Below are 24,278 nucleotides of genomic sequence, written 5' to 3'. Positions count from 1 at the left end.
AAAGTAATGAGTATCAAGATGAAATTCCCCCGCCTCGCTGTGTTTACAGGTGTGTCGCTGTTGGCGCTGACGGTGGCCTCGCATGCGCAGGTTGGATCGGGCTTCAGCATTTCCATTGGGGGAGAGACGGTATCGGGTGATCCGCGTCTGTCGACGTCCAAAGCGCGTGAAGACCGCGTGTTGGAACGTGCCAAGCTGCAGGTGCGTTTTGACGGTTTGGAAGTCGAGCCGCGATTGACCGCACTCGTCACCAATGCCCGCAGTCCGCGTGCAGGCGAAGTGATGAGCGTGCAGAGCCAGATGAACTATCCGGCTTACGTCACACGCGGTGAAATTCGTGTGATTGATCTGGCCGCGCGTGGCGGTGGTCGTGTGGTGGCGCAAGAGCCGATTATGGCAAATGGGACGGCGGATATTCGGTTGCCCGAAGGTGAGAACCTTGTCATGGTTTACCGTGTCTATGACGCCAATGGCCGCTTTGATGAGACGCGGCCCTTGCCGTTGCGGGTCGCCAATATTGGCGAGCAGACCGATATTGACGCGCCGCCGCCAGAGTTGGGCGAAGACGCAGGCGGCATCCGCCGCATTCCCGTCTATGGCGGTGCTGTGACGGTCAGCGGGACAGACGTGCGCCAAGGGGCGACCGTTAACACGCTGGGTGAGGTCATCCGCCCCGATGCTTCGGGTGCTTTTGTGTTGCAACGTATCTTGCCAGCGGGTGATCAGGCCGTTGCCGTACAGGTGAGCGGCGCAGGGGAGGATACATATGTCGAGCGCGACATTTTCATCCCGCGTGCTGAATGGTTTTACACGGGCATCGTCGATCTGACATACGCCCGCCGCCTTGATGGTGGCGTTACCGCTGCGGGTGCAACGGATTATGATCGTAGCTATAGCTTTGGGCGTATTGCGGGGTATGCAAAGGGCAAGACGCAAAACGGTTGGACCCTAACAGGTTCGATTGATACGGGCGAGGACGAGCTATCGAACCTGCTGCGCGATCTGGATGAAAAAGACCCCTACAACGTGCTGCTACGCTTGCAGCGCGAGAATGCCTATCCGACCTATGGCGATGACAGCACCTATGAGGAGGGCGCACCGACTGACGGCAAGTTCTATCTGCGGGCCGAGCGCGACGGCAGCCACATCATGTGGGGGAACTACAAGGCCAGTGTTTCGGGCGGATATTACCTGCGCAACGAGCGCACACTTTACGGGGCGCAGGGTGTCTACCGCAGCCCGCAAACCACGTCGCGGGGTCAGTCGCGCCTGTCGCTTGAGGCTTATGCGGCCAATCCTGACAACTTGCCCGGTCGTGACAGTTTCCTTGGCACGGGCGGCTCGGTCTACTTTCTGCAACGGCAGGATATCTCGGTTGATTCCGAGACGCTGAGCATTGAAATCCGTGATTCTGATACGGGTCGCGTGGTTGAGACGCGCCTCCTGACTGCAGGGCGCGATTACCGCATTAATTATCTGCAAGGGACGATCATCCTGTCCGAACCGCTGACGGGCTCGACGGGGTCGGGCACTGTTGTCACCCAACCGGGTGGCGAGTTTGATGTGCTGTTGGTGGCGAACTACGAATACACGCCCGTTGCGGGGGATGTGGACGGCTATAGCTATGGTGGTCGCGGTGAAGCGTGGCTGAGCGATAACTTGCGCCTTGGCTATACCGGCATTGTCGAGCAGACGGATGTGGCCGATCAAACGGCGCAATCTGTTGACCTGTTGTGGGAGCTGTCCGAGCGCAGCTATCTCGAGCTTGAATTCGCCCAGACCGAGGGGCCGGGCTTTGGCTCTACCTTCTCCACCGATGGGGGTTTGATTGTGCAGAGCGATCCGACTGCGGGGATTACCGATGGCACGGGCGATGCTGTGTCGGTCCGTGCTCAGGTGGACTTGCAAGAGTTGGGCCTGAATGTTCCTGGCACGATCTCCGCCTATTTCGAGAACCGCGATGCGGGTTTCTCGACGCTGGATTACCAGACGCGGGTGGATGAGGAACTTTACGGTGTTGCGATTGATATCGCGCCAAGTGAGCAGCTTTCCTACCGCTTCTATTACGACAGTTTTGAAGATGCGGACGGGCGGATCAAACGCGAAGGCGGGGCCGAGCTGGCCTATCTTTTGTCCGAGCGTGTGAAGCTGCAATTCGGTGCCGAGCATCTGGAGCGGGTTACTCCGGCGGGAACAGCTGAAGAGAACGGCCGCCGCACGGATGTCGCTGTGCGCGCCACCTTCACCGAGAGTGAGGATTTTGCTTGGTATGTTTACGGTCAAGGGACGGTTGAGCGGTCCGGCGGTCTCGAGCAGAACAACCGCCTTGGCGCGGGTCTGCGCTATCGCTTGTCCAAGAAGTGGTCGTTTGAGGGGGAACTCTCTGATGGCTCGCTCGGTGCAGCGGGGGCGGCATTGCTGACCTACCAGCAGAACGACACTGACAACATGTACTTTGGCTACCGCCTTGATCCAGGGCGTGAGTTTGCGGGCACCGATCTGGTGGGTCGTGATGGGGGACAATATGTGGCGGGTGGTCGTCGCAGTGTGAGCGAGGATGTCGATGTTTATGGCGAGAACACCTACGACATGTTTGGCCGTCACAAATCCCTGACCAGCACCTACGGGGTCGAATACCGCACGACCGAGCAGCTGACCCTCTTGGGCAGCTATGAATACGGGCAGGTGCGTGATGCTGTGAATGGCGATTTCGACCGCAAGGCGCTGTCGATGGGGGCGCGGTATGAGGATGAGGGCGGCCTGTCATGGCGTGCCCGCGCCGAGTTCCGCCGCGACCGTGGCGAGACATCGGGCACCAACCGCGACAGCGACGCGTTCCTGTTTGTGGGGTCTGCGCGTTATAAGATTGACGAAAGCCAGCGTCTTTTGTTCTCGGTCGATTATGCGGATACGGATACCGACAATACCTCGCTGCAAACAGGTCAATATGTGGATGTGCAAGCGGGATATGCCTTTAGGCCTGTCGATAACGACCGCCTGAATATTCTGTTCAAGTACCGCTTTCTCAAGGATACCGTCGGTCAGGACCTCCAAGGCACGACCGAGCGGGGGCCGCGCCAAACCAGCCATGTGCTGTCGTTGGATGCGGATTATGACCTGAATCAGCAGTGGACCTTAGGCGCAAAGATTGGTGGACGTTGGGGCCAGTCCTCACCGGATGACACTATCGCGCTGGCCGACAACGATGCTTACCTCGGGGTGATCAACGCACGCTATCACCTGACCCATAAATGGGATTTGTTGATCGAGGGCCGCTATCTTGAGGCGTCCGATGCGGGAATTTCAGAGTTTGGCGTTCTAGGCGCCGCATACCGTCATATCGGGAACAACGTGAAGCTTGGTATCGGTTACAACGCGGGCAGCTTTTCGGATGATCTGACAGATCTGACCTATGATGATGAGGGCGTGTTCGTCAACTTCATCGCGAAGTTCTAAGAGGGGCGGGGGGTGTTATCCCCCGCTTTTCATCAAACTCTCAACCGCCTCATATTGGGATAGAAACACCTGACCTGTCAGGTCCGATAAAAAATGTGCGCGTTGCAGACGGTCCATGACAGGTCCTTTGACCTCGGAGAGATGCAGTTTCACATTCATCTCGTCGAGGCGTTCGTTGATCGCCTCCAGCGATTCCAACGCACTAAAATCAATCTCGTTGATGGCAGAGCATTGCAAGATCACATGGCGGACTGTCTTGTCCGCCGCCACACGGTTTTGAATCTTTTCCTCTAGGAAACGCGCATTGGCAAAATAGAGGCTTTCATCGACGCGCAGTGTCACAATCTCGGGGTGGGTGAGCACGTCATGTCGCAAGATGTTGCGGAAATGCTCTGTTCCGGGCACTTGGCCCACTTCTGCAATATGCGGCTTGGATGATTTATAGAGGTGCAGGAGGATCGAGAGGCCCACACCCGCCGAGACACCCGCCTCGACACCCATGCCGAGCGTGATCAGGATCGTAGCAAGCACGGCGGCAAAATCCGCCTTTGAATAGGCCCAACTGCGTTTGAGGATCGAGAAATCCACAAGGCTGAGGACCGCCACGATGATGGTCGCGGCGAGTGTCGCCTTGGGCAAAAAGTAGATGAGCGGTGTGAGCGCCAGCGCCGCGATGGCGAGCCCCACGGCGGTAAAGGCACCCGCGGCGGGTGTCTCGGCCCCTGCATCGAAATTCACGACGGAGCGTGAGAAACCACCCGTCACAGGAAAGCCTCCTGTAAGTGATGCACCGATATTAGCTGCCCCAAGACCGATCAATTCCTGATCAGGGTCGATACGCTGGCGTTTTTTCGCAGCGAGTGTTTGGGCCACAGAGATGGATTCGACAAAGCCGATGACCGAGATAAGGAAAGCAGGCAGCAGCAACTGGCCCAGCAAATCGGGAGAGAAGGAGGGCAGGGTCAGTGGTGGCAAGCTTTGCGGAACTTCGCCGACGATTTTTACGCCACTTTCTGCAAGACCAAACAACCAGACGGCAAGAGTTGTGGCGACCACCACAAGGACTGGGCCTGCTTTTACCATGACGCCTGTGAGGGTGGCCCCCAATCCCAGAGTTGTGAGCAGAGGTTTCAGCCCCCTGCGCACCCAGAACAGAAACGCGGTGGCAAGGATGCCGATGAGGGCGGTGATCCAGTTTGTTGTGGAAAGATTTTCGAAAATCGAAATCACCAGTTCCAGCAGGTTATGGCCCTGTGCATCGATCCCCAGAATATGCTTGAGCTGGCTGGCAGCGATAATGATGCCAGAGGCCGTTATGAACCCCGCGATCACAGGATGGGAGAGGAAGTTGGCGACAAACCCAAGGCGAAACAGCCCCATCGCCAAAAGGATAACGCCCGACAGGCCCGCCAGTGACAGAGCAGCAACGGCATATCCCATCGTCCCTTGCTCCACGATATTGCTCAGCGCGGCGGCGGTCATGAGTGACACCACAGCGACGGGCCCCACAGCCAAGGCGCGGCTGGTCCCGAACACCGCATACAGCATGATCGGCACGATAGAGGCGTAAAGACCCGCCTCGGGCGGCAAGCCTGCAAGCAGCGCATAGGCCAACGATTGCGGGATCAGCATGATCGTCACAATCAGGGCCGCCATCAGATCATTGGACAGAGCAGTGCGGGTATAGGCACGCCCCCAAGTGAAGATGGGAAAGTATTGTGAAAGGGTCATGCTGTTCTCGAATTTGTGGACCGTCCCGGTGATCGTTTCAGGGACGGTCTGAGGGTTACTGTGCGGTAATTTTTTCGGGTTTCGCCATCCATTCGCGTCCCTTGAGCATGCCCTTCCAGTAGATCGGGGGAAGCATCTTTTCTTTCAAGAACCATGCGGCACGCGAAGGTTTGGTGCCGTCAATGATCGCTTTGGGAAAGCTGGGCAACATCGTGCCGCCATAGCCGAATTCTGCCAGCACAATCTTGCCCCGCTCAACGGTGAGCGGGCAGGAGCCATAACCGTTGTATTGCGCCTTGGGCGATGCGCCACGCATGTCGGCGATCATATTCTCGGCAACAATGGGCGCCTGAATACGTGCAGCGGCCATGGTTTTGGCATTGGGCGCATTCATCACATCCCCCAGCGACCAGATATTGTCATAGGTTTTGTGGCGCAAAGTCGCCTGATCCACATCGACCCATCCCGCCGCATCGGCCAGCGGCGAGACGCGGATGAAATCTGGCGCAGTCTGGGGTGGACAGACATGCATCATGTCAAATTCCATCTCGATCCGCTCGACGGGGGTGTCAGGCTTTGCCACATCGAACCACGCCTTTTTGGCAGGGCCATCCACCGCGACCAGCGTGTGAAAGAAGTTCAGATGTGCATTATATTTTTTGACGTATTCCATGAGGGCGGGCACGTAATCCTTGACCCCGAACAGCACGCCACCAGCATTGTTAAACTGGATGTCGATATCCTTGAGCACCCCGCGGCGGTGCCAAGCATCGCCTGACAAATACATCGCTTTTTGCGGCGCACCTGCGCATTTGATCGGCATCGGCGGTTGGGTGAAAATTGCGCGGCCCTGCTTCATCTTTTCGACCAACTGCCATGTGTAGGGTGCAAGGTCGTAGCGGTAGTTCGAGGTCACGCCGTTGTGGCCCAGTGTGTCGACCAGACCCTCAATGCCATTCCAGTCCAGCTTGATCCCCGGACAGACGATGAGGCGCTTGTATTTCACCACACGGCAGCCATCGAGGATCACGGCATTATTATCAGGCTCGAAGGCGGCGACGGCGGATTTGATCCAATGCACCCCTTTGGGGATGAGTGAGCCCATGGTGCGGGCGGTGGACTGCGCGTCGAAAATACCACCCCCCACCATAGTCCAGCCGGGTTGATAGTAATGGATATCGGCAGGATCAATGATTGCGATCTCAAGGCCCGGTTTGCGCGCTTTGAGGCTGGCGGCGGCGGCGATGCCACCTGCACCCGCACCCACAATCACCACTTCGTATGAGGCATCACCCGTGTCGGTCGGGGTTTTGCCGCCATTCACGATGCGGCGCACAACACCCGCCATGTCGTATCCGGCCGCTTTGGTTGCCGCGAGGATATCGGCGACGCTGCGCTTGCCCGCTTGGGCCAGCGACCACAAAGTGGCAGAGCGGGTGCCTGTGCGGCAATAGGCCAACACAGGGCCGGGCAACGCGGTGAGAGCAGTGTCAAACTCTGCCGCGTCCTCGTCGCGGACCATGCCAGCGACGATGGGCAAATAGACCGCTTCAAGACCCTGTGCCTTTGCCGCTTTTGCGATTTCCTCAAAGGTAGGCTGGTCGCTCCCTTCGCCGTCAGGGCGATTGCAAATCACCGCGCGAAAGCCCGCGTTCTTGATTGCCTTCATATCGGTTGTCGCGATCTGCGGACTAACCGAAAGGCCAGCTGTCAGGGTCTTGATTTCCATGGTCACTCTCCGCTTACAGGCCGTTTACAGGCACTTTGAGCATTTGATTGCCGTCTTTGTCGGTGGGAATTGCACCGGCACGCATGTTTACCTGCAAGGACGGGATGATCAGTTTTGGCATGTCGAGCGTTGCATCACGTTCCGTGCGAAACTTGATAAAGTCTTCGCGGGTTTTGCCGCCACCGACGTGTATGTTATCTGCCTTCTGCTCTGCCACTGTAGTTTCCCACTGGATTGCGCGACCATTCGGGCCGTAGTCGTGGCACATAAACAGGCGCATCTCGTCCGGCAGTGACAGCACTTTCATGATGCTGTCATAGAGCTCCCCTGCGTCGCCACCGGGGAAGTCGGCACGCGCAGAGCCGCCATCGGGCATGAACAACGTATCGCCTGCAAAGGCTGCATTGCCGACTACATGTACCATACAGGCAGGGGTATGGCCGGGCGTGTACATGGCAAAGGCCTGCATGCCGCCGATCGTATAGGTGTCGCCATCTTTGAACAGGGCATCGAATTGTGAACCATCGCGCTGGAACTCGGTCCCCTCATTGAAAACTTTTCCAAAGGTTTCCTGCACTACCATGATCTTTTCGCCAACGCCGATTTTCCCGCCCAGCTTTTGCTGAAGGTAGGGGGCAGCGCTCAGGTGGTCGGCATGGACATGCGTCTCGATGATCCAGTCCAGCGTCAGGCCGCGGGATTGGATCTCGTCGATGATTTTGTCAGCGGCATCATAGGTGATGCGCCCTGCGGCGTAGTCGATGTCCATCACGCTGTCGATGATCGCGCAGTGATTGCTGTCGGGATCTTTAACGATGTACGTGATCGTGTTTGTTGCCTCGTCGAAATGGGCAGATACGTCTGGTTTGACGGACATATTAACGGGATAGGTCATAGTGTTTCTCCAATTATTCAGGCTTTTGCTTGGCCCCGATTGAACAGGGTTGATTGAAGTATTTTGGCGGCGACGATCCCTGCGAGAAGGGCTGCTGTGAAGATGAAGACGTTTATGTTGCCAGTACCCAGAGCGGGTAGTGCGCCGCCCGGGCAGAACCCCGCAATGCCCCAACCAACGCCAAAGACGGCTGAGCCGCCGATCAGGGGCAGGTCAAGGTCGCGGCGTGTTGGCAGCTGAAAGCTGTCAGATAGGGCAGGTGCGGGGCGTTTGAGAACCACACGGTAGCCGATGAACGTGACGATCACTGCGCCACCCATCACAAAGGCAAGGCTGGGGTCCCAAATGCCTGCAACGTCAAAGAAGTTGATGACTTTGGCGGGGTTCGCCATGCCAGAGAGCGAGATGCCGAGGCCGAAAATCAGGCCGCTGAGGTATGAGATAATCAAACGCATTGTTTACGCTCCCAATACATGGCGGATCACATAAACAGTGATGCCTGTGGTGATCATAAAAGTGATGGTCGCTGCGATGGAGCGCGGTGACAGACGTGCCATCCCGCAAACGCCGTGACCGGACGTGCAGCCCGCGCCAAAGGTGACACCGATCCCCACAAGGAAACCACCAATCACCAGCATTAGGGTCGACACAGGCACCTGAATTTCAGGCAAGTCGCCAGTGAGCAGCTGCATCAGAGCGGGGCCAGTAACCATCCCGAGCAGGACCGCCACACGCCACGACCAATCAGACATGCCGTTGGGCTGTAGGATACCGGCAAGGATGCCCGTGGCCCCCATAATCCGGCCCATTGTTGCCATAAGTATAACGGCCCCAAGACCGATCAAGGCGCCGCCGGTCAGCGATTGCAAAGGTGTGAAAACAGTCTCGATCATATTTTTATCCAATCAAAGTTTGCAGGTCTGGACGCCCAGCAGGCGATACATCGGACAGAACCGCACGGTTGATGTCGCCAGCATAACGATGCCTGCGATGACGGCGATGGCAGTCACAATGCCAGAGTTGAACAGCGCGAGGCCGCTGACGAAAGGCGCGGCAAGCAGGACAAGCCCCAGAATGATGCGTATGACGCGGTCGATGGTGCCGATATTCTTGGTCATGATTCTGTCTCCTGTAAAAGTTATACCGGACATAGCAGTTTGGAAAATATAGGTCGGTGACAATGTCACCAATTGACTAAAATCATTCAGCCGTTGCGTTGCGCGAGTTGTTCGAGTTTCGTGCGTTCCAAAAGACTGATGCTGCCCCGCGCCTGCGCGATCCATCCGCGCCGCTGGAACTCCTGAAGCTGGCGCGAGACGACTTCGCGAGCGGTGCCCAACTCGACCGAGAGTTTCTGATGCGTGGTTGAGACGATGCCGTCCTTGTTTGCCAACTTGACCAGTTTGTCGGCTAAACGCACGTCCATCTTCTGAAAAGCCACCTCATCAATCACCAGAAACAGGTCTGTGATGCGCTTGGAGAAGGCGGCAAAGACGAAATCGCGGAACGATTTGGATTGCGCCACCAGATCGTCGAACACATCGCGTGGCACAGCGGCGGCGCGCACAGCGGTTTCCGCGATCCCTTCGGCAGAATAGTCATCATAGGCCAGCAGGCAGGCGGTGGTCAGCACACAGCTTTGGCCTGCTTCGATGCGGTAGAGGACAATTTCGTGCCCCGTCTCTGATACCTGTTGAACCCGCACAGTGCCATCGAGCAAGAACAGCATGTTTTCCGGCGAATTACCTGGTCCAAAGAGGGTGGTACCACTTGGCGCTGTGACGATGGTGCTGCGCTGTTTGATCAGCGCCTTGATTGGGGGCTCAAGCCGCGACAGGCCGGGGAATCGTTCAATCCAATCCTCTGAGGTATCCATCATGATGTTTGGCCCGTCGTCGGTAATTCCAGTGGGGCGATGCGATCCATCAGCTGTCCTTTGTTCGCCGAGATATCGGCAATGGTCAAGTCGTCCAGAACGGCCATAAAGGCGGCGGTCGCTTCCTGAATTTTACGTGACAGAACACAGACACCAATCAAGGGGCAGGTGTTCTTTTCGCGATTAAAACACTCAACCACATCAAGGGGGCCTTCGGTAATCCGCACCACATCGCCAACAATAATCTCACCTGCAGGGCGGGCAAGACGAAAGCCGCCCCCGCGCCCGCGAACAGTCTCTAAATAGCCTGCTTTGCCCAATTCATGCACGATTTTCATAATGTGTGGACGCGATAGGTTGTGGATTCTGGCGACGTCATCCACGCGCACAAGGTTGGGTGATTTAAGCGCTGCAAGCTGGAGCGAGCGCATGGCGTAGTTTGTATAGCTGGTCAGTTTCATGGTGCATCCTGTTGTCGCACCTAAAAGATATATTCAAACTATTGCTTTTGTAAAGGGTCAGGTCTATCTCCGACTCATCAAACCACTATTTCAAATATAGGATATACGTTATGAGCCTCAGAATCGGTGACACAGCCCCCGACTTTACCGCAGATACAACCACTGGTCCGATCAGTTTCCATGACTGGATCGGCGATGAGTGGGCGTTTTTCTTCAGCCACCCTGCCGATTTCACTCCTGTCTGCACGACCGAGATGGGCCGCACCGCCCAATTGGCCGAGGCGTTCGCCGCACGCGGGGTTAAGCCGATTGGCCTGTCCACGGACACCGTGGGCGAGCACATGAAATGGATCGAAGATGTGAATGATACCCAGCATACCACTCTGCGCTTTCCCATCGTGGCCGACGCCGACCTCAAGATTGCCAAACTATATGACATGATCCATCCCAGCGAGAGCGAAACCGCCGCTGTACGCTCTGTTTTCATCATCGATCCGGACAAGAAAATTCGCCTCACCATGACCTATCCGATGAATGTCGGGCGCAATTTCGACGAGATTCTGCGTGTCTGTGACGCGCTGCAAACCAGTGACAAGTTCAAGATTGCGACGCCCGCCGATTGGGTGCCGGGCCAGCAGGTCATTATTCCGCCATCTGTCACAGATGCTGATGCGACCAAAGCATTTCCACAAGGATACGAGACCATTCGCCCCTACCTGAGAAAAGTAACTCTGTGACCTAAAACGCTAAAGGAAAGACACCATGTTCGAGAGTTTTACAGCGGAGACACTTGCGCGGATGCAGTTCGCGTTCACGGTGTCTTTCCACATTATATTTCCGGCCTTTTCCATCGGACTAGCCAGCTATCTTGCGGTGCTTAACGGCCTCTGGCTGCGCACGCGGGATGACATCTACCTTACCCTTTTCAACTATTGGAAAAAGATATTTGCCGTGGCGTTCGGCATGGGTGTCGTGTCGGGGATTGTCATGTCCTACCAGTTTGGCACCAATTGGTCGGTGTTCGCTGACAAAACGGGGCCGATCCTTGGGCCGCTTATGGCGTATGAGGTGTTGTCTGCTTTCTTCCTTGAGGCGGGATTCTTGGGCATCATGCTGTTTGGCCGTGAGCGGGTGGGCGACAAGCTGCATATGTTTGCCACCGCCATGGTCGCCTTCGGCACGCTGATGTCTGCCACATGGATTTTGTCGGTGAACTCATGGATGCAGACCCCTGCGGGTTATGGCGTGAACGAGTTGGGGCAATTTGTGCCAGAAGACTGGTGGCAGATCGTGTTCAACCCGTCCTTCCCGTATCGCCTCGTGCATATGGTGCTGGCGGCTTACCTCACCACTGCGCTGGTCGTCGGGGGTGTTGGTGGTCTGCACCTGTTGCGCAACCGTGCCAATGCGCCTGCGCGGCGGATGTTCTCTATGGCGATGTGGATGTTGGTTGTGGTCGCACCGCTGCAAATTGCGGTGGGGGATTTTCACGGGATCAACACGCTGGAGCATCAGCCCGCCAAAGTCATGGCGATGGAGGGGCATTACGACAGTCACCCAGACGGTGCGCCGCTCATACTCTTCGGCATCCCTAATCCAAAAGAAAAGCGGATCGATTATGCGATTGAGATCTCGAAACTCTCCAGTCTGATCCTCAAGCATGATCTCAACGCGCCGCTCAACGGTCTCGACACCATTCCGGATGACGAAGAACCCCCCGTGGCGATTGTGTTCTGGAGCTTTCGCGTGATGGTTGGTCTGGGTTTTGCGATGCTGGGCCTTGGCGCGTGGAGCCTGCTGCGCCGAGTGCGCGGGCGGCTCTATGAAGATAAATGGCTACACCGTGCGGCGATTGGCATGGGGCCAATGGGGTTTGTCGCTGTCCTTGCGGGATGGATCACCACCGAAGTAGGTCGCCAGCCTTTCACCGTCTACGGGCTGCTGCGCACCAGTGACAGCCTCGCGCCGGTGGCTGCCCCCGCTGTTGCTGCCTCTCTGCTGGCTTTCATCGTGGTTTACTTCTTCGTCTTTGGCGCCGGCACGTTTTACCTGATGCGTATGATGAACAGTTTTGCCGGTCATGCCGATCCCGCACTCAAGGACGGGCCGATCCGCACGGCAGGCATCACGCCTGTTGCCCAAACCCACCCCGACGCAATCCCCGGCGAATAAGGAGCCTTACGATGTTTGAACTATCCTTTATTTGGGCGGGGATCATCGCCTTTGCGGTCCTCACCTATGTAATCCTCGACGGCTTTGACCTTGGGGTGGGTATCCTCTTCCCGTTGGCCGAGGGCGAGCGGGAGAAGGCGACCATGATGAACTCCATCGCGCCGATCTGGGACGGGAACGAGACATGGCTGGTTTTGGGCGGTGGCGGTTTGTTCGCAGTCTTTCCGCTGGCCTATGCCGTTATTATGCCCGCCCTCTATATGCCAATCATTCTGATGCTGCTGGCGCTCATCTTTCGCGGCGTGGCGTTTGAATATCGCTGGCGCACCGAGCGGTGGAAGCCCGTCTGGGACGTTGCCTTCTTCGGTGGCTCACTGGTTGCAGCGTTCATGCAGGGCATCGCCCTCGGTGCGCTGGTTCAGGGGATCGAAGTCGCGGACCGCGCTTATGCGGGCGGCTGGTGGGATTGGTTGAGTGTGTTTTCAATTCTGACTGGCTTTGCCGTTGTGGTGGGATACGCATTGCTGGGGGCGACGTGGATCATCCTGAAAACCGAAGGGGCGCTGCAGCGCCAGATGCAGCGATATGCATGGTGGCTGGGGGCAGGAACCCTCGGCTTTATCGGGGTGGTCAGCATTCTGACGCCGTTCCAGAATCCCGAATATTTCACCCGCTGGTTCAACCTGCCCGGCAGTGTGCTGAGCGTGGCGATGCCTGTTGCTGTGGCCGCCGCCGCACGGGCGCTGTTTACGGGGCTTAACGCGGGTAAGGACGGGCAGCCGTTTTTGGCGGCGCTGACCCTTTTTGTCTTGTGCTTCATCGGTATCGGGATCAGCTTTTATCCCAATATCGTGCCGCCAAGCCTGACAATTGCAGAGGCCGCTGCACCTGATGAAAGCCTTTGGTTTGCGCTGGTTGGTACGCTTGTGCTGGTGCCCATGATCCTTGCCTATACTGCCTACGCTTATTGGGTGTTTCGCGGCAAGATTGATCCGGCGGAGGGATATCACTGATGCCCCGCAGCACCCTCAAGAAATTCGCGTGGTTTGTCGCTTTCTGGATCGTGAGCGTGCTTGCCCTCGGCATTGTCGCCTACGTGATCCGAATGGCGATCAAGCCCTGAATACCTAATTGACGCATCAAAAAGGAGAACCAAAATGCGTATTTCAAAACTTCTCACCGCCTCTGCACTGGCCCTCGGGCTCGCCACGACGGCACAGGCTGATGGACCGAACAAGCTGATCACGATTCTGACCAGCGCCGAGCCGCAGACCCAGCTGATGGCGATGGTGCTCACGATGAATGCCATGGCTGCGGGTGCGCAGGCCGAGATGCTTTTGTGTGGTCCAGCGGGTGATATCGCTCTTAAAGACGCACCAGAGTCTGCGACAGCAGGTCAGCCGCCAAAAGGTGCCAGCCCTCAGGGGCTTATGCAGATGATGATGGCGCAAAAGGGGCTCAAGGTGCAGGTTTGCGCGATTTATTTGCCGGGTAAGGGGTTTGATGCCTCAGCATTGATTGAGGGTGTGACTGCCGCCGCGCCTGATGCGATGGGTGCTGCGATTGTAGCGGATGACACCACGGTCATGAGCTTCTGATGTCAGGCTCTAAGCTGACCTTTGCCCCTTGCTTTTATGCTTGGGGCAAAGTCCTCGGTCGCTAGTAAATCCCGACAAACTTTACGGAAAGGTCGGCTGTGTAATCCTTCCCGAAAGCAACGATGGCTACGCTGCGCACGCTCTCTACCTTGAAGGTTTTGCCCAAGAGCCGTCCGTAGGGTGCAAAATCCGAAAATGGAATTCTGACCTCCTGCCACGTCTCTGACGCTGTGAAAGCGGCCTGATAAAACTGCCACGGGAGCAGCGTGCGGGACGTGCGCAAATGCACATAATAAGTCTCGTTGTTTCCCCGCACATTCAAAATGACCCCTTTTGCCTCCGTGGGGAGTGTGCCTTCCAACTTTGCACGGGCCTGAATAAACCCGCCGCGATTTTCGGTGCTAACCCTGCCCGTCAGGCGCAGAATGGGAGCTCCCGCCGCTTCTTCAAACGTGGCACGTCCCTCGGAGACACCCCCCATCACCTGATCGCTAAAATACTCCCAGCGGGTTTGATCCGAGAGCGGAAGCTCGACGAGGGTCTCTTGTGCACCTGTAAGTGTGGGCAAGAACAATAGCATTGCCAATGCGGCGTTGCGCAAATCTAGAAATTTCATTCTGGCTCCTCCATCAGTCCTGTGCAGAGACCTAGCGCAGATCGGGCATAAGCAAGTGACTGGTAGCTTGGATACCCGCAATTCGATCAAATCACCTTGCAGGCTGCTTTAGCTTTGCCATCTTGTGCAGCTATCACAATTTGGAAAGCAAACCTCGAAATGCCACCGGAGCCTCTTATCTATGTTAAGTTCAGGAAAAATACCCGCAACCGGACAGGAGAGAATACCATGACACACCGCTTGATGACACGCCGTTCGCTTTTGGCCGCAACAGGTGGCGTGATGACTGCTGCGGCGACAGGGCTGCTTGTGCCTGCGTTTGCCACAAGTTTTGCGCCAACCCCGTCCATGCGGGGTGGTGCCAACAATTATCAGGCGGGTGCCCCTGTTGTCGAGAAGATTGGCGGCGGCGGGTTTTGGATGACGGGCAGTGTCAGGCGGGCAGGGGATGGTGCGCCCCTTGCGGGTCAGCGCATCCAGATCTGGGCGCATACCACTGAGGGAAGTGAGCGTGACCCAGAAAGCCACGGTGCAACGCTAACCGATGAGAACGGCATGTTCCGACTGGAGATGCCCCAGATTGTGCCGGCATTCGGTCAGGCGCATGGACATCTTGCGTATGACGATGAAAGTTTTGTGACGGTATTCCTGCGCCCGATTATGCAAGACGCTCGCGCCACGAATCTCAACGCAGACTTCATTCTCAAGCCCGCCTGAGCATTGTGACATCTTCCAAAGCCAGTCTGATTTGGCGTGGGTCCATCTGGGTCGGTGTGATACTCACGCTGCTAGTGCCCATTGGGCTTGCCGCCAACAGTCCACTTTTGGCATGGCGTGATTCCATCTACATCCTCGGGGGATTTGCAGGCATAATCGCCTTGGCGCTTTTGCTGGTCCAGCCGCTGCTGATATCCGGATTTTTGCCGGGCATATCCCTCGGCTCGGCGCGGCGTCTGCACCGCGTTGTCGGTGCTGCTTTGCTGGTGAGCGTCGTTCTGCATGTGGGTGGCCTTTGGGTGACAAGCCCCCCTGACGTGATCGATGCGTTGCTCTTGTCTTCGCCGACAGTGTTTTCCGTCTGGGGAGTTGTGGCAATGTGGGCGGGTTTTGCCTCTGGCGGATTGGCCCTGATGCGGCGGCGGATCGGGTTGCGAAACTGGCGTAAGGGCCACACCGCACTGGCCCTCATTATCGTTACGGGCAGTGTTATGCATGCGATGCTGATTGACGGCACGATGGAGACTTTCTCGAAGGCGGCGTTAAGCAGTGCGGTCATTGTTGTGACCTTGTTTGTGACACAGCGCTTGCAAGGTGGAATTTTTCGGCCCCGTCAAGAGTAACAGATACCAGAAAAGACGGGCGCACATGCGCCGAACGGGCATGAGGGTTGAAAACAGCGCTTGGCGAAAATGGCGTGGCGGTGTTAGGCAGTCGCGGAACCGCCCGTGCTGCTGCACCTAGAATAATCGTAAAATTCGCTCCGCAAGCTGCGGGTTTGAGACAATCAGGAGTTTCCATGCCCCGTCATACATTCCCTATCTGGGCCGCTGCTCTGATCCTCGCCACGCAGTCTGTTGTGGCGCAGGAGAGTGACATTTCGGGACGCCTGTCGATCGAGCTGAACGCGACCGAGACGATGGGCGACACCTGCAAGCTTACGTTTTTGATCACCAACGGTACCGAGATAGCGATTGATAAAATCGTCTACGAGACAGTGCTGTTTGACAGTGACGGACAGGTTGACCGTCTGACGCTGTTTGACTTCGGGACACTGCCGCCTGCGCGTCCGCGCGTGCGCCAATTTGTAATTCCGCAAACCACCTGTGAGCAGTTGGGGCGCGTTCTGTTCAACAGTGCGAATACCTGTGAGGGCGCGGGGCTGGACCCGCGCGTTTGCGAAAGCGGCTTGATGCCGTCGTCGCGTACGGAAATCGAGGTATTGGGTTGATGGAAACGATCCTCAGCTTAGCCGCGCCCTTGCGCCAGATCGCGCAAACGGGGGGGCCTGTTGTTGTCATTCTGATGGGGGTTGCTGTGCTCGCCGTTGCTGTTGCTATCTATAAGGCGTGGCAGTTTCAGCGTGCTGGCGTGGGTCGACATACCGCCCTGTCGGAGGCGGTGAGCGCATGGGACCGCGGCGACCGTGGTGCAGCACAAGCCGCGTTGGGGCGCTCTACCAGCTATTTGGTGCCCGTTGTGAGAATGGCGATGTCTGGCCCCGATCAGGAGGTCGCCCGTTTGCAAGCCGAGGCCGAAGCAGAGTTTGCCCAGCTGGAAACAGGGTTCAGATTGCTCGATTCCGTTGCACAACTTGCCCCGTTGCTGGGTCTCTTCGGTACTGTCTTGGGCATGATCGAAGCGTTCCAGGCTTTGCAGGCCGCTGGCTCTCAAGTGGACCCGTCCATTCTGGCAGGGGGCATTTGGGTGGCGTTGCTCACTACGGCTGTGGGCCTAGTGGTTGCGATGCCGACGGCCCTGATCTTGAGCTGGTTCGAGCAGCGAATGGAGGCGGAGCGGGTGATCGCAGACAAGGCGCTGCTCACGATTTTGCACCCGACAGGCGCAGGTGTTATGCCTCAGCCTGATACGGCACCTGATGCGATGGCGCTCCATGGCTAAAGCGCGAGCAAGACGACGGCGGCTCCAGATGACGTCCTTGATTGACGTGATCTTTTTACTGTTGTTGTTCTTCATGCTGACATCGACATTCTCAAAATTCGCCGAGATTGAACTGGCAGCGGCTGGCACAGGCATGGCTGTTTCCAGTGATGTGAAGCCCTTGTTTCTTGAACTGGGCGTGTTGAGTTTGCGCCTGAATGGTGACGATCTGTCTTTGGGGTCTTTGGCCGCTTCACCCTTGGCGGATGCAGTTGAGGGCACACCTCTGCTTATCTCGCTTGGGCCGGATGTGGATGCGCAGCGGTTAACGGATGTGCTGGTCGCATTGCGCCGCTGGCCTGCCTTGCAGATCTCGGTTTTGGGGGGCTAGAGATGCGCCGTCTTGCCAACACGAAACCGCAGCGCGAGCCGACAATCGCCCTCATCAACATCGTGTTTCTGATGCTGGTGTTTTTTATGGTGGCTGGCACGCTGGCACAGCCACTTGATCCCGCGCTCAAGCTGGTAGAGACGGGCGCACTCGATGATCAGGCGCCGCCTGATGCTCTGGTGATCTATCCTGACGGACGCCTAAGGTTTGAAGGCCAAGACCAGAGCGATGCGGCGTCGTTTGTGGCAAGTCTTTCAGAGGAGGACCGCGCGGTTGTGCGTGTAGTGCCTGACCGTGCATTGCCTGCAAAAACGCTTGTTACGCTGACGCGAGAGTTACGGGCTGCGGGCGCTGAACGGGTGATGCTTGTGACGCAAAGGGCGCTGGAATGATCCCGCGCTCGCTTCTTGCGAAACTTGTGTCATTGGTCCTCGCGGCTGGTGTGGTTACGGGTGCAGCGCAATTTGGCACATCCAAACCTCGGATAGAAATCGAGGGCGGTGGTCCAACTGCCGAAGCGCGTATGGGATCGCGGTTTGAGGATATGGCGGTGGGGACGCTCACGGCGCTCACGACGGATGAAGCGAAGGTCGCGCCAGCGGAAATCGTGACGGCGGGTGTGGACGCAGAACCTGTCCAACCCTTGCAGACACTCACGCCCTCCACAGTGCTCACAGCCAATGCTGACGCGGCAACACCTGTTTTGACTGTGACAGCACTCACGGCTGTACCGGCCCTTATTGCGGCATCTCCAGCGGTACCCTCGCAGAGGATCGTGGCGCAGACGCCGGAGAGCGATGCGCCGGCTCTGTCAAAGCGGCCTGCGGTGAAAAACCCCGCGTTGGCTGCAAAAGTCGCCCAAGAGCAAGAGCGCAAAAGGGCGGAGCGTGCGCAAAAGCATGCCGAAACGCAAAAGACGACGCGCGGCAATGCACAGCGCAACAACACCAAAGGGGTGCAGAGCGGAAAATCCAAAACCGCAAAAGCGCAAACGTCAGGCAAAAGCAAAAAGCGGGCAACGAAGGCGGGCAATGCCGCCGCCAGCAACTATCCCGGTCAAGTGATGCGCCGCATATCGCGCCAGTCCAAGCCGCGGGTACGCTCCAAAGGGACGGCAGTGGTTGCCTTTACAATTTCCTCAGGTGGCGGATTGGCACGTGTGTCCATTGCCCGCAGTTCGGGTTCGGCCGCACTGGACAAGGCGGCAATCGGCTTAATCCGCAAGGCGGCGCCTTTTCCACGCCCCCCAGCAGGAGCGCAGCGGCAGTTTTCAATCAGGATAAAAGGGCGATAGCTTCTGGCTGAAAACCCGGTTTCAAAACGAATCCCCTTCCAAAACATTCTGCTTTGCACTAGGCGTTAAGGTGCTTTGGTTCTGGCGGCTTGTCCGTCGGATAATAGGGAACGTGGTGCGTGCGCCGAGAGGTGCCAAATCCACGACTGCCCCCGCAACTGTGAGCGGCGAGTGACGTCGGAATATACCACTGGTGCATGCGTGCATTGGGAAGGTCCGGCCAAACTTTGACCCGCAAGTCAGGAGACCTGCCAAAGTGTTCACCCTGTCCGGGCGCGTGGGGCGTCAGGGCTGCGGATCTTCCGCTTGTGGTGTTTTCACCGTCTGCGGGGGCATGCCCCTCATCTGACACATACGTCTATTGACCCTGTTTAGGGTCTAACCCGAGGGATACTTATGATCCGTTCTTCACTTCTGGCTTCCGTAGCCTTGTCACCGCTTATGCTGACCCCTGCCTTTGCGCAGGAAACATTTGATTTGGGCACGATTGCCCTTTCTTCCAACCTCACCCCCGTTGAGGTGGGCCGCACGGGCGCCACCGTTGAGGTGCTTGAGGGCGAGGACGCAGGCAGCAATGATACAACTGTGTTAAAACGTCTTGACCGCTTGCCCGGTGTCAACTCCACCTCGAACGGCGGTTTGGGCAATTCGGGCAGCATCCAGATCAGGGGGCTTTCATCGCGCTATGTCGGGGTGCGTGTGAACGGGATCGACGTGACTGATCCCTCCAGCGTGCAGACCCAGTTCAACTTTGGCGGTTTGACCTCGTCGGGCATCGATCGTGTGGAAGTGCTCAAGGGATCGCAATCGGCGCTTTATGGCTCCGAGGCGATTGCGGGTGTGGTCAACATAAGCACTTTCACGCCCGAAGAGATGGGATTTTCCGGCAACCTGCACGGTGAGGCAGGGACTTATGATACCTATTCAAGCGGGATGAACATCGGCCACCGCTCCGAGAACGGCTTTGTGGCGTTCTCCTACGGTCGGATAAAAACGGACGGGTTTTCTGCGCAAAGTTTCAACGATGAAAACGACGGCTTTGACCAGACGACCATTGACGCCACTGCGGAATATGACGCTACAGACCGCCTGACATTCGGTATGGCGCTGCGCTACCGCGATGGCGAGGTCGATATTGACCGTAGCAGTTTCAGCAGTGATGCCACTGGCACGAACCTGTTTACCGAGAAGGGCGCGCGGGTTTTTGCGCGGCTTGAGACGGGAGTTGTGACCCATACTCTCAGCTACAGCTATTTCGAGAACGATCGCGAAGATCCCTTGGGGTTCACCCAGCTTTTCAATGGCCAGCGTAACAGCCTGACCTATCAGGGCACCGCAGAACTGGGCGCGCGTACCACGCTGACCTTCGGGGCGGATTATACCGAGGAAGAAGCGCTGCTGGATGCTGTGGTTGCCTCAGAGGATAACACGTCGATAAATGCAGAATTGCTGTTCGCGGCGAGTGACAGCGTCGATCTTTCGGCGGCACTGCGCTATGATGATAACTCGACCTTTGGTGGACAAGCGACAGGGCGTTTGGCAGGTGTCTGGCGTGCGCGTGAGGATTTGCTGTTCCGCGCCGTGATCGGGACAGGCTACCGCGCCCCCTCGCTTTATGAGCGCTACAGCCTGTATGGCGATGCTGCTTTGCAGCCCGAGGACAGCACCAGTTTCGAGTTGGGTGTCGAGAAAACTTACGGTGATGTTGGCGGGGTGAAGGCCACATTGTTCTATACCGAAGTGGACAACCGGATCGAATTTGACGGCGCATCCACGGCCTGCGCATCGGGCTTTGGCTGCTACAACCAAGTGCCGGGAACGACTGTGTCCAAAGGGGTGGAACTGTCGGGGGAATATGTCCTGCGCGAGGGCACCAGCTTTTACGGTGCCTATACCTATACCGATGCAAAGACCGAAGGCGTGCGCCAGACACGGACCCCGCGCCATGATCTGGTGCTTGGCCTGTCCAACGACTTTTCCAACCGTCTGAGCGGTTATGTCGATGTGCGTTACGTGGCCGATGTTGTGCCGAGTGCGTTTGCGCCTGCCGATAACCTTGTGGGCGATTACACGTTGGTCGGCATGGGCCTGTCTTATGACATGACCGACACCACCGAGGCCTATTTGCGTGTCGAGAACCTGTTTGATGAAAAGTACGAGACCGCAGGCGGCTTTAACCAGCCGGGCCGTGCGGTCTATCTGGGGCTGCGTGCTGAATTCTGATGGCATAAAGCGACTGACGGCGGCGGCCTGTCTGGCTGTCGCCGCTTGGGCGCCTGCTTATGCGGATGTGCCTGCACGTGTTGTCTCGATGAACCTGTGCACCGACCAGCTTGCTATGTTACTTGCCGCGCCCGCGCAGCTGATCTCGGTCAGCCGCATCTCCCTTGACCGTCGCGTATCTGCGATGGCGGATGAGGCGGCGCAGTATCCGATCAATGCCGGTCGCGCCGAGGAGGTGCATGTCCTGCGCCCCGATCTGGTGGTGGCTGGCGTTTATTCCAACCGCGAGACCATTGCATTGCTGCGGCGGCTGGGGATCAAGGTGGTGCAATTCGATATCGTAAACTCGCTGGCGGATGTGCGTGCGCGGATGCGCCAGATGGGCAATGCCTTGGGCCGTGAGGCGCAGGCGGAAGCCCTGATCGCAAAGTTTGACGCCGACCTTGCCGCCCTGCGCATTGATCCTGCCACAGCTCTGCCGAAGGATGAGATGCCCCGCGCCGCACTCTATTATGCCAACGGCTATACTTCGGGAAACGAGTCTTTAGCGGGGGAGATTTTGGCCGCTGCGGGTCTGCGCAATGCGCCTGCGGAGGAGGGGTATGTCTGGGGTAAACTTCCGCTTGAAATGCTGGCGATGATTGCGCCCGATCTGATGATCACTGCACGGCGCTATCCCGGAGGGAGCCGTGCGGAAGAGATCATGGACCATCCTGTAATTGGCGAATTGCGCGGAGAGGGCGGCACTGCGGCGCTCACCGATCATGACTGGGTCTGCGGGACACCGTTTGTGGCCCGTGCGATCCGCGACATGGCCCAAGCGCGGCGCGAACTGGAGGCGCGGAACTGATGCGCCTGATGCTCTCGCTTGGCGCTGGTGTCTGTGTGCTGTTTGTTGCTTCATTGCTGATTGGGCCTGCCGAGGCGGGACTGGGTGAGAGCATCATGGCGCTGCTCAAAGGGGGGGACAGTCCCATCGCCATGGTGATGCGCGAAATCCGGCTACCCCGTGCGCTGCTCGCGCTCATGATCGGGGCAAGTCTCGGCGTGGCGGGGGCGGCGATGCAAGGGTATCTGCGCAATCCGCTGGCAGACCCCGGATTGATTGGTGTGTCAGGCTCGGCAGCACTTGGCGCTGTTTTGTCAATTCAAACTGGCATTGCGGGGGCCGTTGCGTTTGCCTTGCCTGCTTCTGCGCTGGCGGGTGCATTGATTGGTGTATTTGCTGTGATGGCGCTTGCTGGACCACGCGGCTCCTCGCTCACTCTCATCCTTGCGGGGATTGCGATTTCAGCGTTGGCAGGGGCGCTGACTTCCTTGGTGCTGAACCTGTCGCCAAACCCCTTTGCCGCGAACGAGATTGTATTCTGGATGATGGGCTCGCTCGCCGATCGCTCGATGGTGCATGTCTGGATTGCTTTGCCGCTGATTTTGATTGGCTGTCTCATGCTAATGCGCACCGCGCGTGGCCTTGATGCGCTCACCTTGGGCGAGGATGCGGCGGCGGCGATGGGCATTAACCTCACCCGCCTGCGCCTCACGCTCATTTTTGGCACAGCCGCAGTTGTTGGTGCGTCAACTGCGGTGGCGGGTGCCATCGGTTTTGTCGGGCTGGTCGTGCCGCATATTTTGCGCCCTTTTGTCGGCGCACGCCCCGGTGCGCTTTTGTGGGCCTCGGGACTGGGCGGCGCGATTATGCTTTTGGCCGCTGACATCGCGGTGCGGATGATCCTGCCCGAGCGTGATCTGAAGCTGGGTGTGTTGACCGCAATCGTGGGGGCGCCGCTGTTTTTGCACCTCATCTACCGCACGCGACGGGAAGGGTTATGAGCTTGCTGTCTGTCACGAACCTCAGCGTCACCTTGCGCAGCAGACCCGTTCTGAACGGGATCAGCTTCGATGTGGCGCAGGGTGAAATGGTCGGTTTGATCGGTCCGAACGGGGCGGGTAAGACGACACTGATGCGTGCGATTCTTGGGTTGATCCCCTGTGCGGGGCAGTCCTCGCTCGCCGAGATTGCGCCTGCGACGCGCGGCAAACATGCTGCATGGATGCCCCAAGCGCGCGAGATTGCATGGCCTGTTGATGTGCGCACACTGGTTGCTTTGGGGCGCATCCCGCATCTGGGGCAGGGGGCCGCTATCGGAGCGCAGGACGCAGCGGCGATTGACCGAGCACTGGCGCATATGGGGCTGACGGATTTTGCCTCACGTACTGCCACACGCTTGTCGGGAGGGGAGCAGGCGCGGGTATTAATTGCGCGTGCACTGGCGCAGGAAACGCCGCTGTTGATGACGGACGAGCCTGTTGCAGGGCTTGATCCCGCGCATCAGATTTCGACCATGGCCTGTTTTGCGGAGTTGGCGAAAAGCGGCTCGTCGGTGATTGTGTCGCTCCATGACCTCGGGTTGGCGGCGCGTCATTGTACGCGATTGCTGGTGGTGCATGACGGCACGCTGGTCGCCGACGGGACGCCAAAAGACGTGCTTACCCCCGAAACCCTGCGCGATGTTTTCGGCATTACGGCCTTTACGGCGCAGACATCTGACGGATTTATCCTGCAACCGCTGGAGGCGTTATGACCGCGCGGGTTACGCTAGAGCGGCCATGGCTTATCTTTGATCTGGGCCGCGAGATGCGGGTGCTGAGTTGGGCGATTAACAAGCCCGGCTTTGTAATGGCGGACCGCATCTTATGGCGCGAAGTGCGCAATGCCGACCTGCCCCGCGATATGGATGTGCACCGCTGGCTTAAGGATACGCTGGCAGAGCGCGGGCAGAGTGACGCTGTGTGTTTCCTCACCTCGCGCGATGTTGGTTTCTACACCGAAGCGACTGCGACCGTGGAGGGTGTGGTTGCACATTGCGTGGCCACAGTGGGCCTGTCGAACGCAGAGCGCATTGGCCACCGTGTTGACCGAAGTCAAATGGATTGGGGGACGATCAATATTGCCGTCTCGTTGCAAAGTGGCCTTAGCCAGACGGGCTTAATCGAAGCACTGACGATCGTCGCCCAAGCACGGACTGCGGCGATTATGGATGTTGGACTGGCGCTCCCGACGGGCAGCGCGACTGGCACTGGTACAGACTGTATTGCGGTGGCTTCCCCGATTGGCACATCCGATTACGCGGGTTTGCACACTGCCATCGGCGAAGCGATTGGCGAAGCGGTGTATAACGCCACGCTCGGGGGTGCGCAGGAGTGGATGCAAACTGTGAAACCTGCAATGAACCTGTAG

Annotated in this window: 27 protein-coding genes and 1 riboswitch; of the genes, 18 read left to right on the top strand and 9 right to left on the bottom strand. The window is 57.8% G+C overall.

Annotated features, from left to right (window positions below; genetic code table 11):
• The first annotated feature begins 6 nt into the window (after window positions 1-6).
• Window positions 7-3,456, top strand: coding sequence for a hypothetical protein (locus Q0775_RS17805; RefSeq protein ID WP_298864207.1), 3,450 nt, complete (start codon window positions 7-9; stop codon window positions 3,454-3,456).
• Window positions 3,457-3,471: 15 nt separating this feature from the next.
• Here Q0775_RS17805 and sulP read toward each other — a convergent pair whose 3' ends face one another.
• The 8 genes from sulP to Q0775_RS17765 form a co-directional block, all read right to left on the bottom strand.
• On the bottom strand, window positions 3,472-5,187 hold the full coding sequence (sulP, locus tag Q0775_RS17800) for a SulP family inorganic anion transporter (protein ID WP_298864204.1): 1,716 nt from the start codon (window positions 5,185-5,187) through the stop codon (window positions 3,472-3,474).
• Between the two features lie 55 nt (window positions 5,188-5,242).
• Entirely contained in the window at window positions 5,243-6,916 is a 1,674-nt protein-coding gene (locus Q0775_RS17795; protein ID WP_298864201.1) for a bifunctional protein tyrosine phosphatase family protein/NAD(P)/FAD-dependent oxidoreductase, read from the bottom strand.
• 13 nt (window positions 6,917-6,929) lie between these two features.
• Entirely contained in the window at window positions 6,930-7,811 is an 882-nt protein-coding gene (locus Q0775_RS17790) for an MBL fold metallo-hydrolase (RefSeq protein ID WP_298864198.1), read from the bottom strand.
• 17 nt (window positions 7,812-7,828) lie between these two features.
• Entirely contained in the window at window positions 7,829-8,266 is a 438-nt protein-coding gene (locus tag Q0775_RS17785; RefSeq protein ID WP_298864196.1) for a DUF6691 family protein, read from the bottom strand.
• A 3-nt stretch (window positions 8,267-8,269) separates the two neighbouring features.
• Window positions 8,270-8,704 (bottom strand): YeeE/YedE thiosulfate transporter family protein, encoded by a 435-nt coding sequence (locus Q0775_RS17780; protein WP_298864193.1) that lies wholly within the window; start codon window positions 8,702-8,704, stop codon window positions 8,270-8,272.
• Between the two features lie 12 nt (window positions 8,705-8,716).
• The gene (locus Q0775_RS17775) at window positions 8,717-8,929 is read right to left on the bottom strand and encodes a DUF2892 domain-containing protein (protein WP_298864190.1); all 213 of its coding nucleotides are present in this window, start codon (window positions 8,927-8,929) and stop codon (window positions 8,717-8,719) included.
• An 86-nt stretch (window positions 8,930-9,015) separates the two neighbouring features.
• Window positions 9,016-9,687, bottom strand: coding sequence for a Crp/Fnr family transcriptional regulator (locus tag Q0775_RS17770; protein ID WP_298864380.1), 672 nt, complete (start codon window positions 9,685-9,687; stop codon window positions 9,016-9,018).
• Window positions 9,687-10,148: an Rrf2 family transcriptional regulator gene (locus tag Q0775_RS17765; RefSeq protein WP_298864187.1), complete on the bottom strand. Its 462-nt coding sequence runs from the start codon at window positions 10,146-10,148 to the stop codon at window positions 9,687-9,689. Before Q0775_RS17765 ends, Q0775_RS17770 begins: the two co-directional genes overlap by 1 nt.
• Window positions 10,149-10,258: 110 nt before the next feature.
• Here Q0775_RS17765 and Q0775_RS17760 point away from each other — a divergent pair, with 110 nt between their 5' ends.
• Genes Q0775_RS17760 through Q0775_RS17740 form a run of 5 tightly spaced genes read left to right on the top strand, consistent with a single transcriptional unit; the run spans window position 10,259 to window position 13,918 of the window.
• Window positions 10,259-10,885, top strand: a complete 627-nt coding sequence (locus Q0775_RS17760) for a peroxiredoxin (protein WP_298864184.1) — start codon at window positions 10,259-10,261, stop codon at window positions 10,883-10,885.
• Window positions 10,886-10,910: 25 nt separating this feature from the next.
• Entirely contained in the window at window positions 10,911-12,320 is a 1,410-nt protein-coding gene (locus tag Q0775_RS17755) for a cytochrome ubiquinol oxidase subunit I (RefSeq protein WP_298864181.1), read from the top strand.
• Window positions 12,321-12,331: 11 nt separating this feature from the next.
• On the top strand, window positions 12,332-13,333 hold the full coding sequence (gene cydB, locus Q0775_RS17750) for a cytochrome d ubiquinol oxidase subunit II (RefSeq protein WP_298864175.1): 1,002 nt from the start codon (window positions 12,332-12,334) through the stop codon (window positions 13,331-13,333).
• Window positions 13,333-13,443, top strand: coding sequence for a DUF2474 family protein (locus Q0775_RS17745; RefSeq protein WP_298864172.1), 111 nt, complete (start codon window positions 13,333-13,335; stop codon window positions 13,441-13,443). The genes cydB and Q0775_RS17745 overlap by 1 nt, the downstream gene beginning before the upstream one ends.
• Before the next feature lie 40 nt (window positions 13,444-13,483).
• Window positions 13,484-13,918 carry a hypothetical protein gene (locus tag Q0775_RS17740; protein WP_298864377.1) on the top strand — a complete coding sequence of 145 codons (435 nt, stop codon included), beginning with the start codon at window positions 13,484-13,486 and terminating at the stop codon, window positions 13,916-13,918.
• A gap of 61 nt (window positions 13,919-13,979) precedes the next feature.
• Here the strand turns inward: Q0775_RS17740 and Q0775_RS17735 are convergent, their stop codons facing one another.
• A complete protein-coding gene (locus tag Q0775_RS17735; protein WP_298864169.1) occupies window positions 13,980-14,534 on the bottom strand; it encodes a CIA30 family protein in 555 nt (184 codons plus the stop codon).
• A gap of 228 nt (window positions 14,535-14,762) precedes the next feature.
• Here Q0775_RS17735 and Q0775_RS17730 point away from each other — a divergent pair, with 228 nt between their 5' ends.
• The 12 genes from Q0775_RS17730 (at window position 14,763) to Q0775_RS17675 (ending at window position 24,278) form a co-directional block, all read left to right on the top strand.
• Entirely contained in the window at window positions 14,763-15,251 is a 489-nt protein-coding gene (locus Q0775_RS17730; RefSeq protein ID WP_298864167.1) for a twin-arginine translocation pathway signal, read from the top strand.
• Between the two features lie 5 nt (window positions 15,252-15,256).
• A complete protein-coding gene (locus Q0775_RS17725) occupies window positions 15,257-15,874 on the top strand; it encodes a ferric reductase-like transmembrane domain-containing protein (RefSeq protein WP_298864165.1) in 618 nt (205 codons plus the stop codon).
• 176 nt (window positions 15,875-16,050) lie between these two features.
• A complete protein-coding gene (locus tag Q0775_RS17720; protein WP_298864162.1) occupies window positions 16,051-16,482 on the top strand; it encodes a hypothetical protein in 432 nt (143 codons plus the stop codon).
• Window positions 16,482-17,153, top strand: a complete 672-nt coding sequence (locus tag Q0775_RS17715; protein ID WP_298864160.1) for a MotA/TolQ/ExbB proton channel family protein — start codon at window positions 16,482-16,484, stop codon at window positions 17,151-17,153. The genes Q0775_RS17720 and Q0775_RS17715 overlap by 1 nt, the downstream gene beginning before the upstream one ends.
• On the top strand, window positions 17,146-17,523 hold the full coding sequence (locus Q0775_RS17710) for a biopolymer transporter ExbD (RefSeq protein ID WP_366863716.1): 378 nt from the start codon (window positions 17,146-17,148) through the stop codon (window positions 17,521-17,523). The genes Q0775_RS17715 and Q0775_RS17710 overlap by 8 nt, the downstream gene beginning before the upstream one ends.
• A 2-nt stretch (window positions 17,524-17,525) precedes the next feature.
• On the top strand, window positions 17,526-17,915 hold the full coding sequence (locus Q0775_RS17705) for a biopolymer transporter ExbD (protein WP_298864154.1): 390 nt from the start codon (window positions 17,526-17,528) through the stop codon (window positions 17,913-17,915).
• On the top strand, window positions 17,912-18,817 hold the full coding sequence (locus tag Q0775_RS17700) for a TonB family protein (protein WP_298864151.1): 906 nt from the start codon (window positions 17,912-17,914) through the stop codon (window positions 18,815-18,817). The genes Q0775_RS17705 and Q0775_RS17700 overlap by 4 nt, the downstream gene beginning before the upstream one ends.
• A gap of 59 nt (window positions 18,818-18,876) precedes the next feature.
• Window positions 18,877-19,088, top strand: a riboswitch (cobalamin riboswitch).
• A gap of 125 nt (window positions 19,089-19,213) precedes the next feature.
• Window positions 19,214-21,040 carry a TonB-dependent receptor gene (locus tag Q0775_RS17695; protein WP_298864149.1) on the top strand — a complete coding sequence of 609 codons (1,827 nt, stop codon included), beginning with the start codon at window positions 19,214-19,216 and terminating at the stop codon, window positions 21,038-21,040.
• The gene (locus tag Q0775_RS17690; protein ID WP_366863715.1) at window positions 21,027-21,890 is read left to right on the top strand and encodes an ABC transporter substrate-binding protein; all 864 of its coding nucleotides are present in this window, start codon (window positions 21,027-21,029) and stop codon (window positions 21,888-21,890) included. Before Q0775_RS17695 ends, Q0775_RS17690 begins: the two co-directional genes overlap by 14 nt.
• A complete protein-coding gene (locus Q0775_RS17685) occupies window positions 21,890-22,870 on the top strand; it encodes an iron ABC transporter permease (protein WP_298864147.1) in 981 nt (326 codons plus the stop codon). Before Q0775_RS17690 ends, Q0775_RS17685 begins: the two co-directional genes overlap by 1 nt.
• Window positions 22,867-23,622: an ABC transporter ATP-binding protein gene (locus Q0775_RS17680; protein ID WP_298864145.1), complete on the top strand. Its 756-nt coding sequence runs from the start codon at window positions 22,867-22,869 to the stop codon at window positions 23,620-23,622. Before Q0775_RS17685 ends, Q0775_RS17680 begins: the two co-directional genes overlap by 4 nt.
• Complete coding sequence (locus Q0775_RS17675; protein ID WP_298864141.1) at window positions 23,619-24,278, top strand: adenosylcobinamide amidohydrolase; 660 nt, start codon at window positions 23,619-23,621, stop codon at window positions 24,276-24,278. The genes Q0775_RS17680 and Q0775_RS17675 overlap by 4 nt, the downstream gene beginning before the upstream one ends.

Source organism: uncultured Sulfitobacter sp. (genome assembly GCF_947499945.1).
GTDB lineage: Bacteria > Pseudomonadota > Alphaproteobacteria > Rhodobacterales > Rhodobacteraceae > Sulfitobacter.
This window is presented reverse-complemented; position numbering and strand designations above follow the sequence as displayed.

Coding starts and splice junctions, on each gene's coding strand:
- Q0775_RS17805 (WP_298864207.1), top strand. CDS start 7: ATGAGTATCAAGATGAAATTCCCCCGCCTCGCTGTGTTTACAGGTGTG.
- sulP (WP_298864204.1), bottom strand. CDS start 5,187: ATGACCCTTTCACAATACTTTCCCATCTTCACTTGGGGGCGTGCCTAT.
- Q0775_RS17795 (WP_298864201.1), bottom strand. CDS start 6,916: ATGGAAATCAAGACCCTGACAGCTGGCCTTTCGGTTAGTCCGCAGATC.
- Q0775_RS17790 (WP_298864198.1), bottom strand. CDS start 7,811: ATGACCTATCCCGTTAATATGTCCGTCAAACCAGACGTATCTGCCCAT.
- Q0775_RS17785 (WP_298864196.1), bottom strand. CDS start 8,266: ATGCGTTTGATTATCTCATACCTCAGCGGCCTGATTTTCGGCCTCGGC.
- Q0775_RS17780 (WP_298864193.1), bottom strand. CDS start 8,704: ATGATCGAGACTGTTTTCACACCTTTGCAATCGCTGACCGGCGGCGCC.
- Q0775_RS17775 (WP_298864190.1), bottom strand. CDS start 8,929: ATGACCAAGAATATCGGCACCATCGACCGCGTCATACGCATCATTCTG.
- Q0775_RS17770 (WP_298864380.1), bottom strand. CDS start 9,687: ATGGATACCTCAGAGGATTGGATTGAACGATTCCCCGGCCTGTCGCGG.
- Q0775_RS17765 (WP_298864187.1), bottom strand. CDS start 10,148: ATGAAACTGACCAGCTATACAAACTACGCCATGCGCTCGCTCCAGCTT.
- Q0775_RS17760 (WP_298864184.1), top strand. CDS start 10,259: ATGAGCCTCAGAATCGGTGACACAGCCCCCGACTTTACCGCAGATACA.
- Q0775_RS17755 (WP_298864181.1), top strand. CDS start 10,911: ATGTTCGAGAGTTTTACAGCGGAGACACTTGCGCGGATGCAGTTCGCG.
- cydB (WP_298864175.1), top strand. CDS start 12,332: ATGTTTGAACTATCCTTTATTTGGGCGGGGATCATCGCCTTTGCGGTC.
- Q0775_RS17745 (WP_298864172.1), top strand. CDS start 13,333: ATGCCCCGCAGCACCCTCAAGAAATTCGCGTGGTTTGTCGCTTTCTGG.
- Q0775_RS17735 (WP_298864169.1), bottom strand. CDS start 14,534: ATGAAATTTCTAGATTTGCGCAACGCCGCATTGGCAATGCTATTGTTC.
- Q0775_RS17730 (WP_298864167.1), top strand. CDS start 14,763: ATGACACACCGCTTGATGACACGCCGTTCGCTTTTGGCCGCAACAGGT.
- Q0775_RS17720 (WP_298864162.1), top strand. CDS start 16,051: ATGCCCCGTCATACATTCCCTATCTGGGCCGCTGCTCTGATCCTCGCC.
- Q0775_RS17715 (WP_298864160.1), top strand. CDS start 16,482: ATGGAAACGATCCTCAGCTTAGCCGCGCCCTTGCGCCAGATCGCGCAA.
- Q0775_RS17710 (WP_366863716.1), top strand. CDS start 17,146: ATGGCTAAAGCGCGAGCAAGACGACGGCGGCTCCAGATGACGTCCTTG.
- Q0775_RS17705 (WP_298864154.1), top strand. CDS start 17,526: ATGCGCCGTCTTGCCAACACGAAACCGCAGCGCGAGCCGACAATCGCC.
- Q0775_RS17700 (WP_298864151.1), top strand. CDS start 17,912: ATGATCCCGCGCTCGCTTCTTGCGAAACTTGTGTCATTGGTCCTCGCG.
- Q0775_RS17695 (WP_298864149.1), top strand. CDS start 19,214: ATGATCCGTTCTTCACTTCTGGCTTCCGTAGCCTTGTCACCGCTTATG.
- Q0775_RS17685 (WP_298864147.1), top strand. CDS start 21,890: ATGCGCCTGATGCTCTCGCTTGGCGCTGGTGTCTGTGTGCTGTTTGTT.
- Q0775_RS17680 (WP_298864145.1), top strand. CDS start 22,867: ATGAGCTTGCTGTCTGTCACGAACCTCAGCGTCACCTTGCGCAGCAGA.
- Q0775_RS17675 (WP_298864141.1), top strand. CDS start 23,619: ATGACCGCGCGGGTTACGCTAGAGCGGCCATGGCTTATCTTTGATCTG.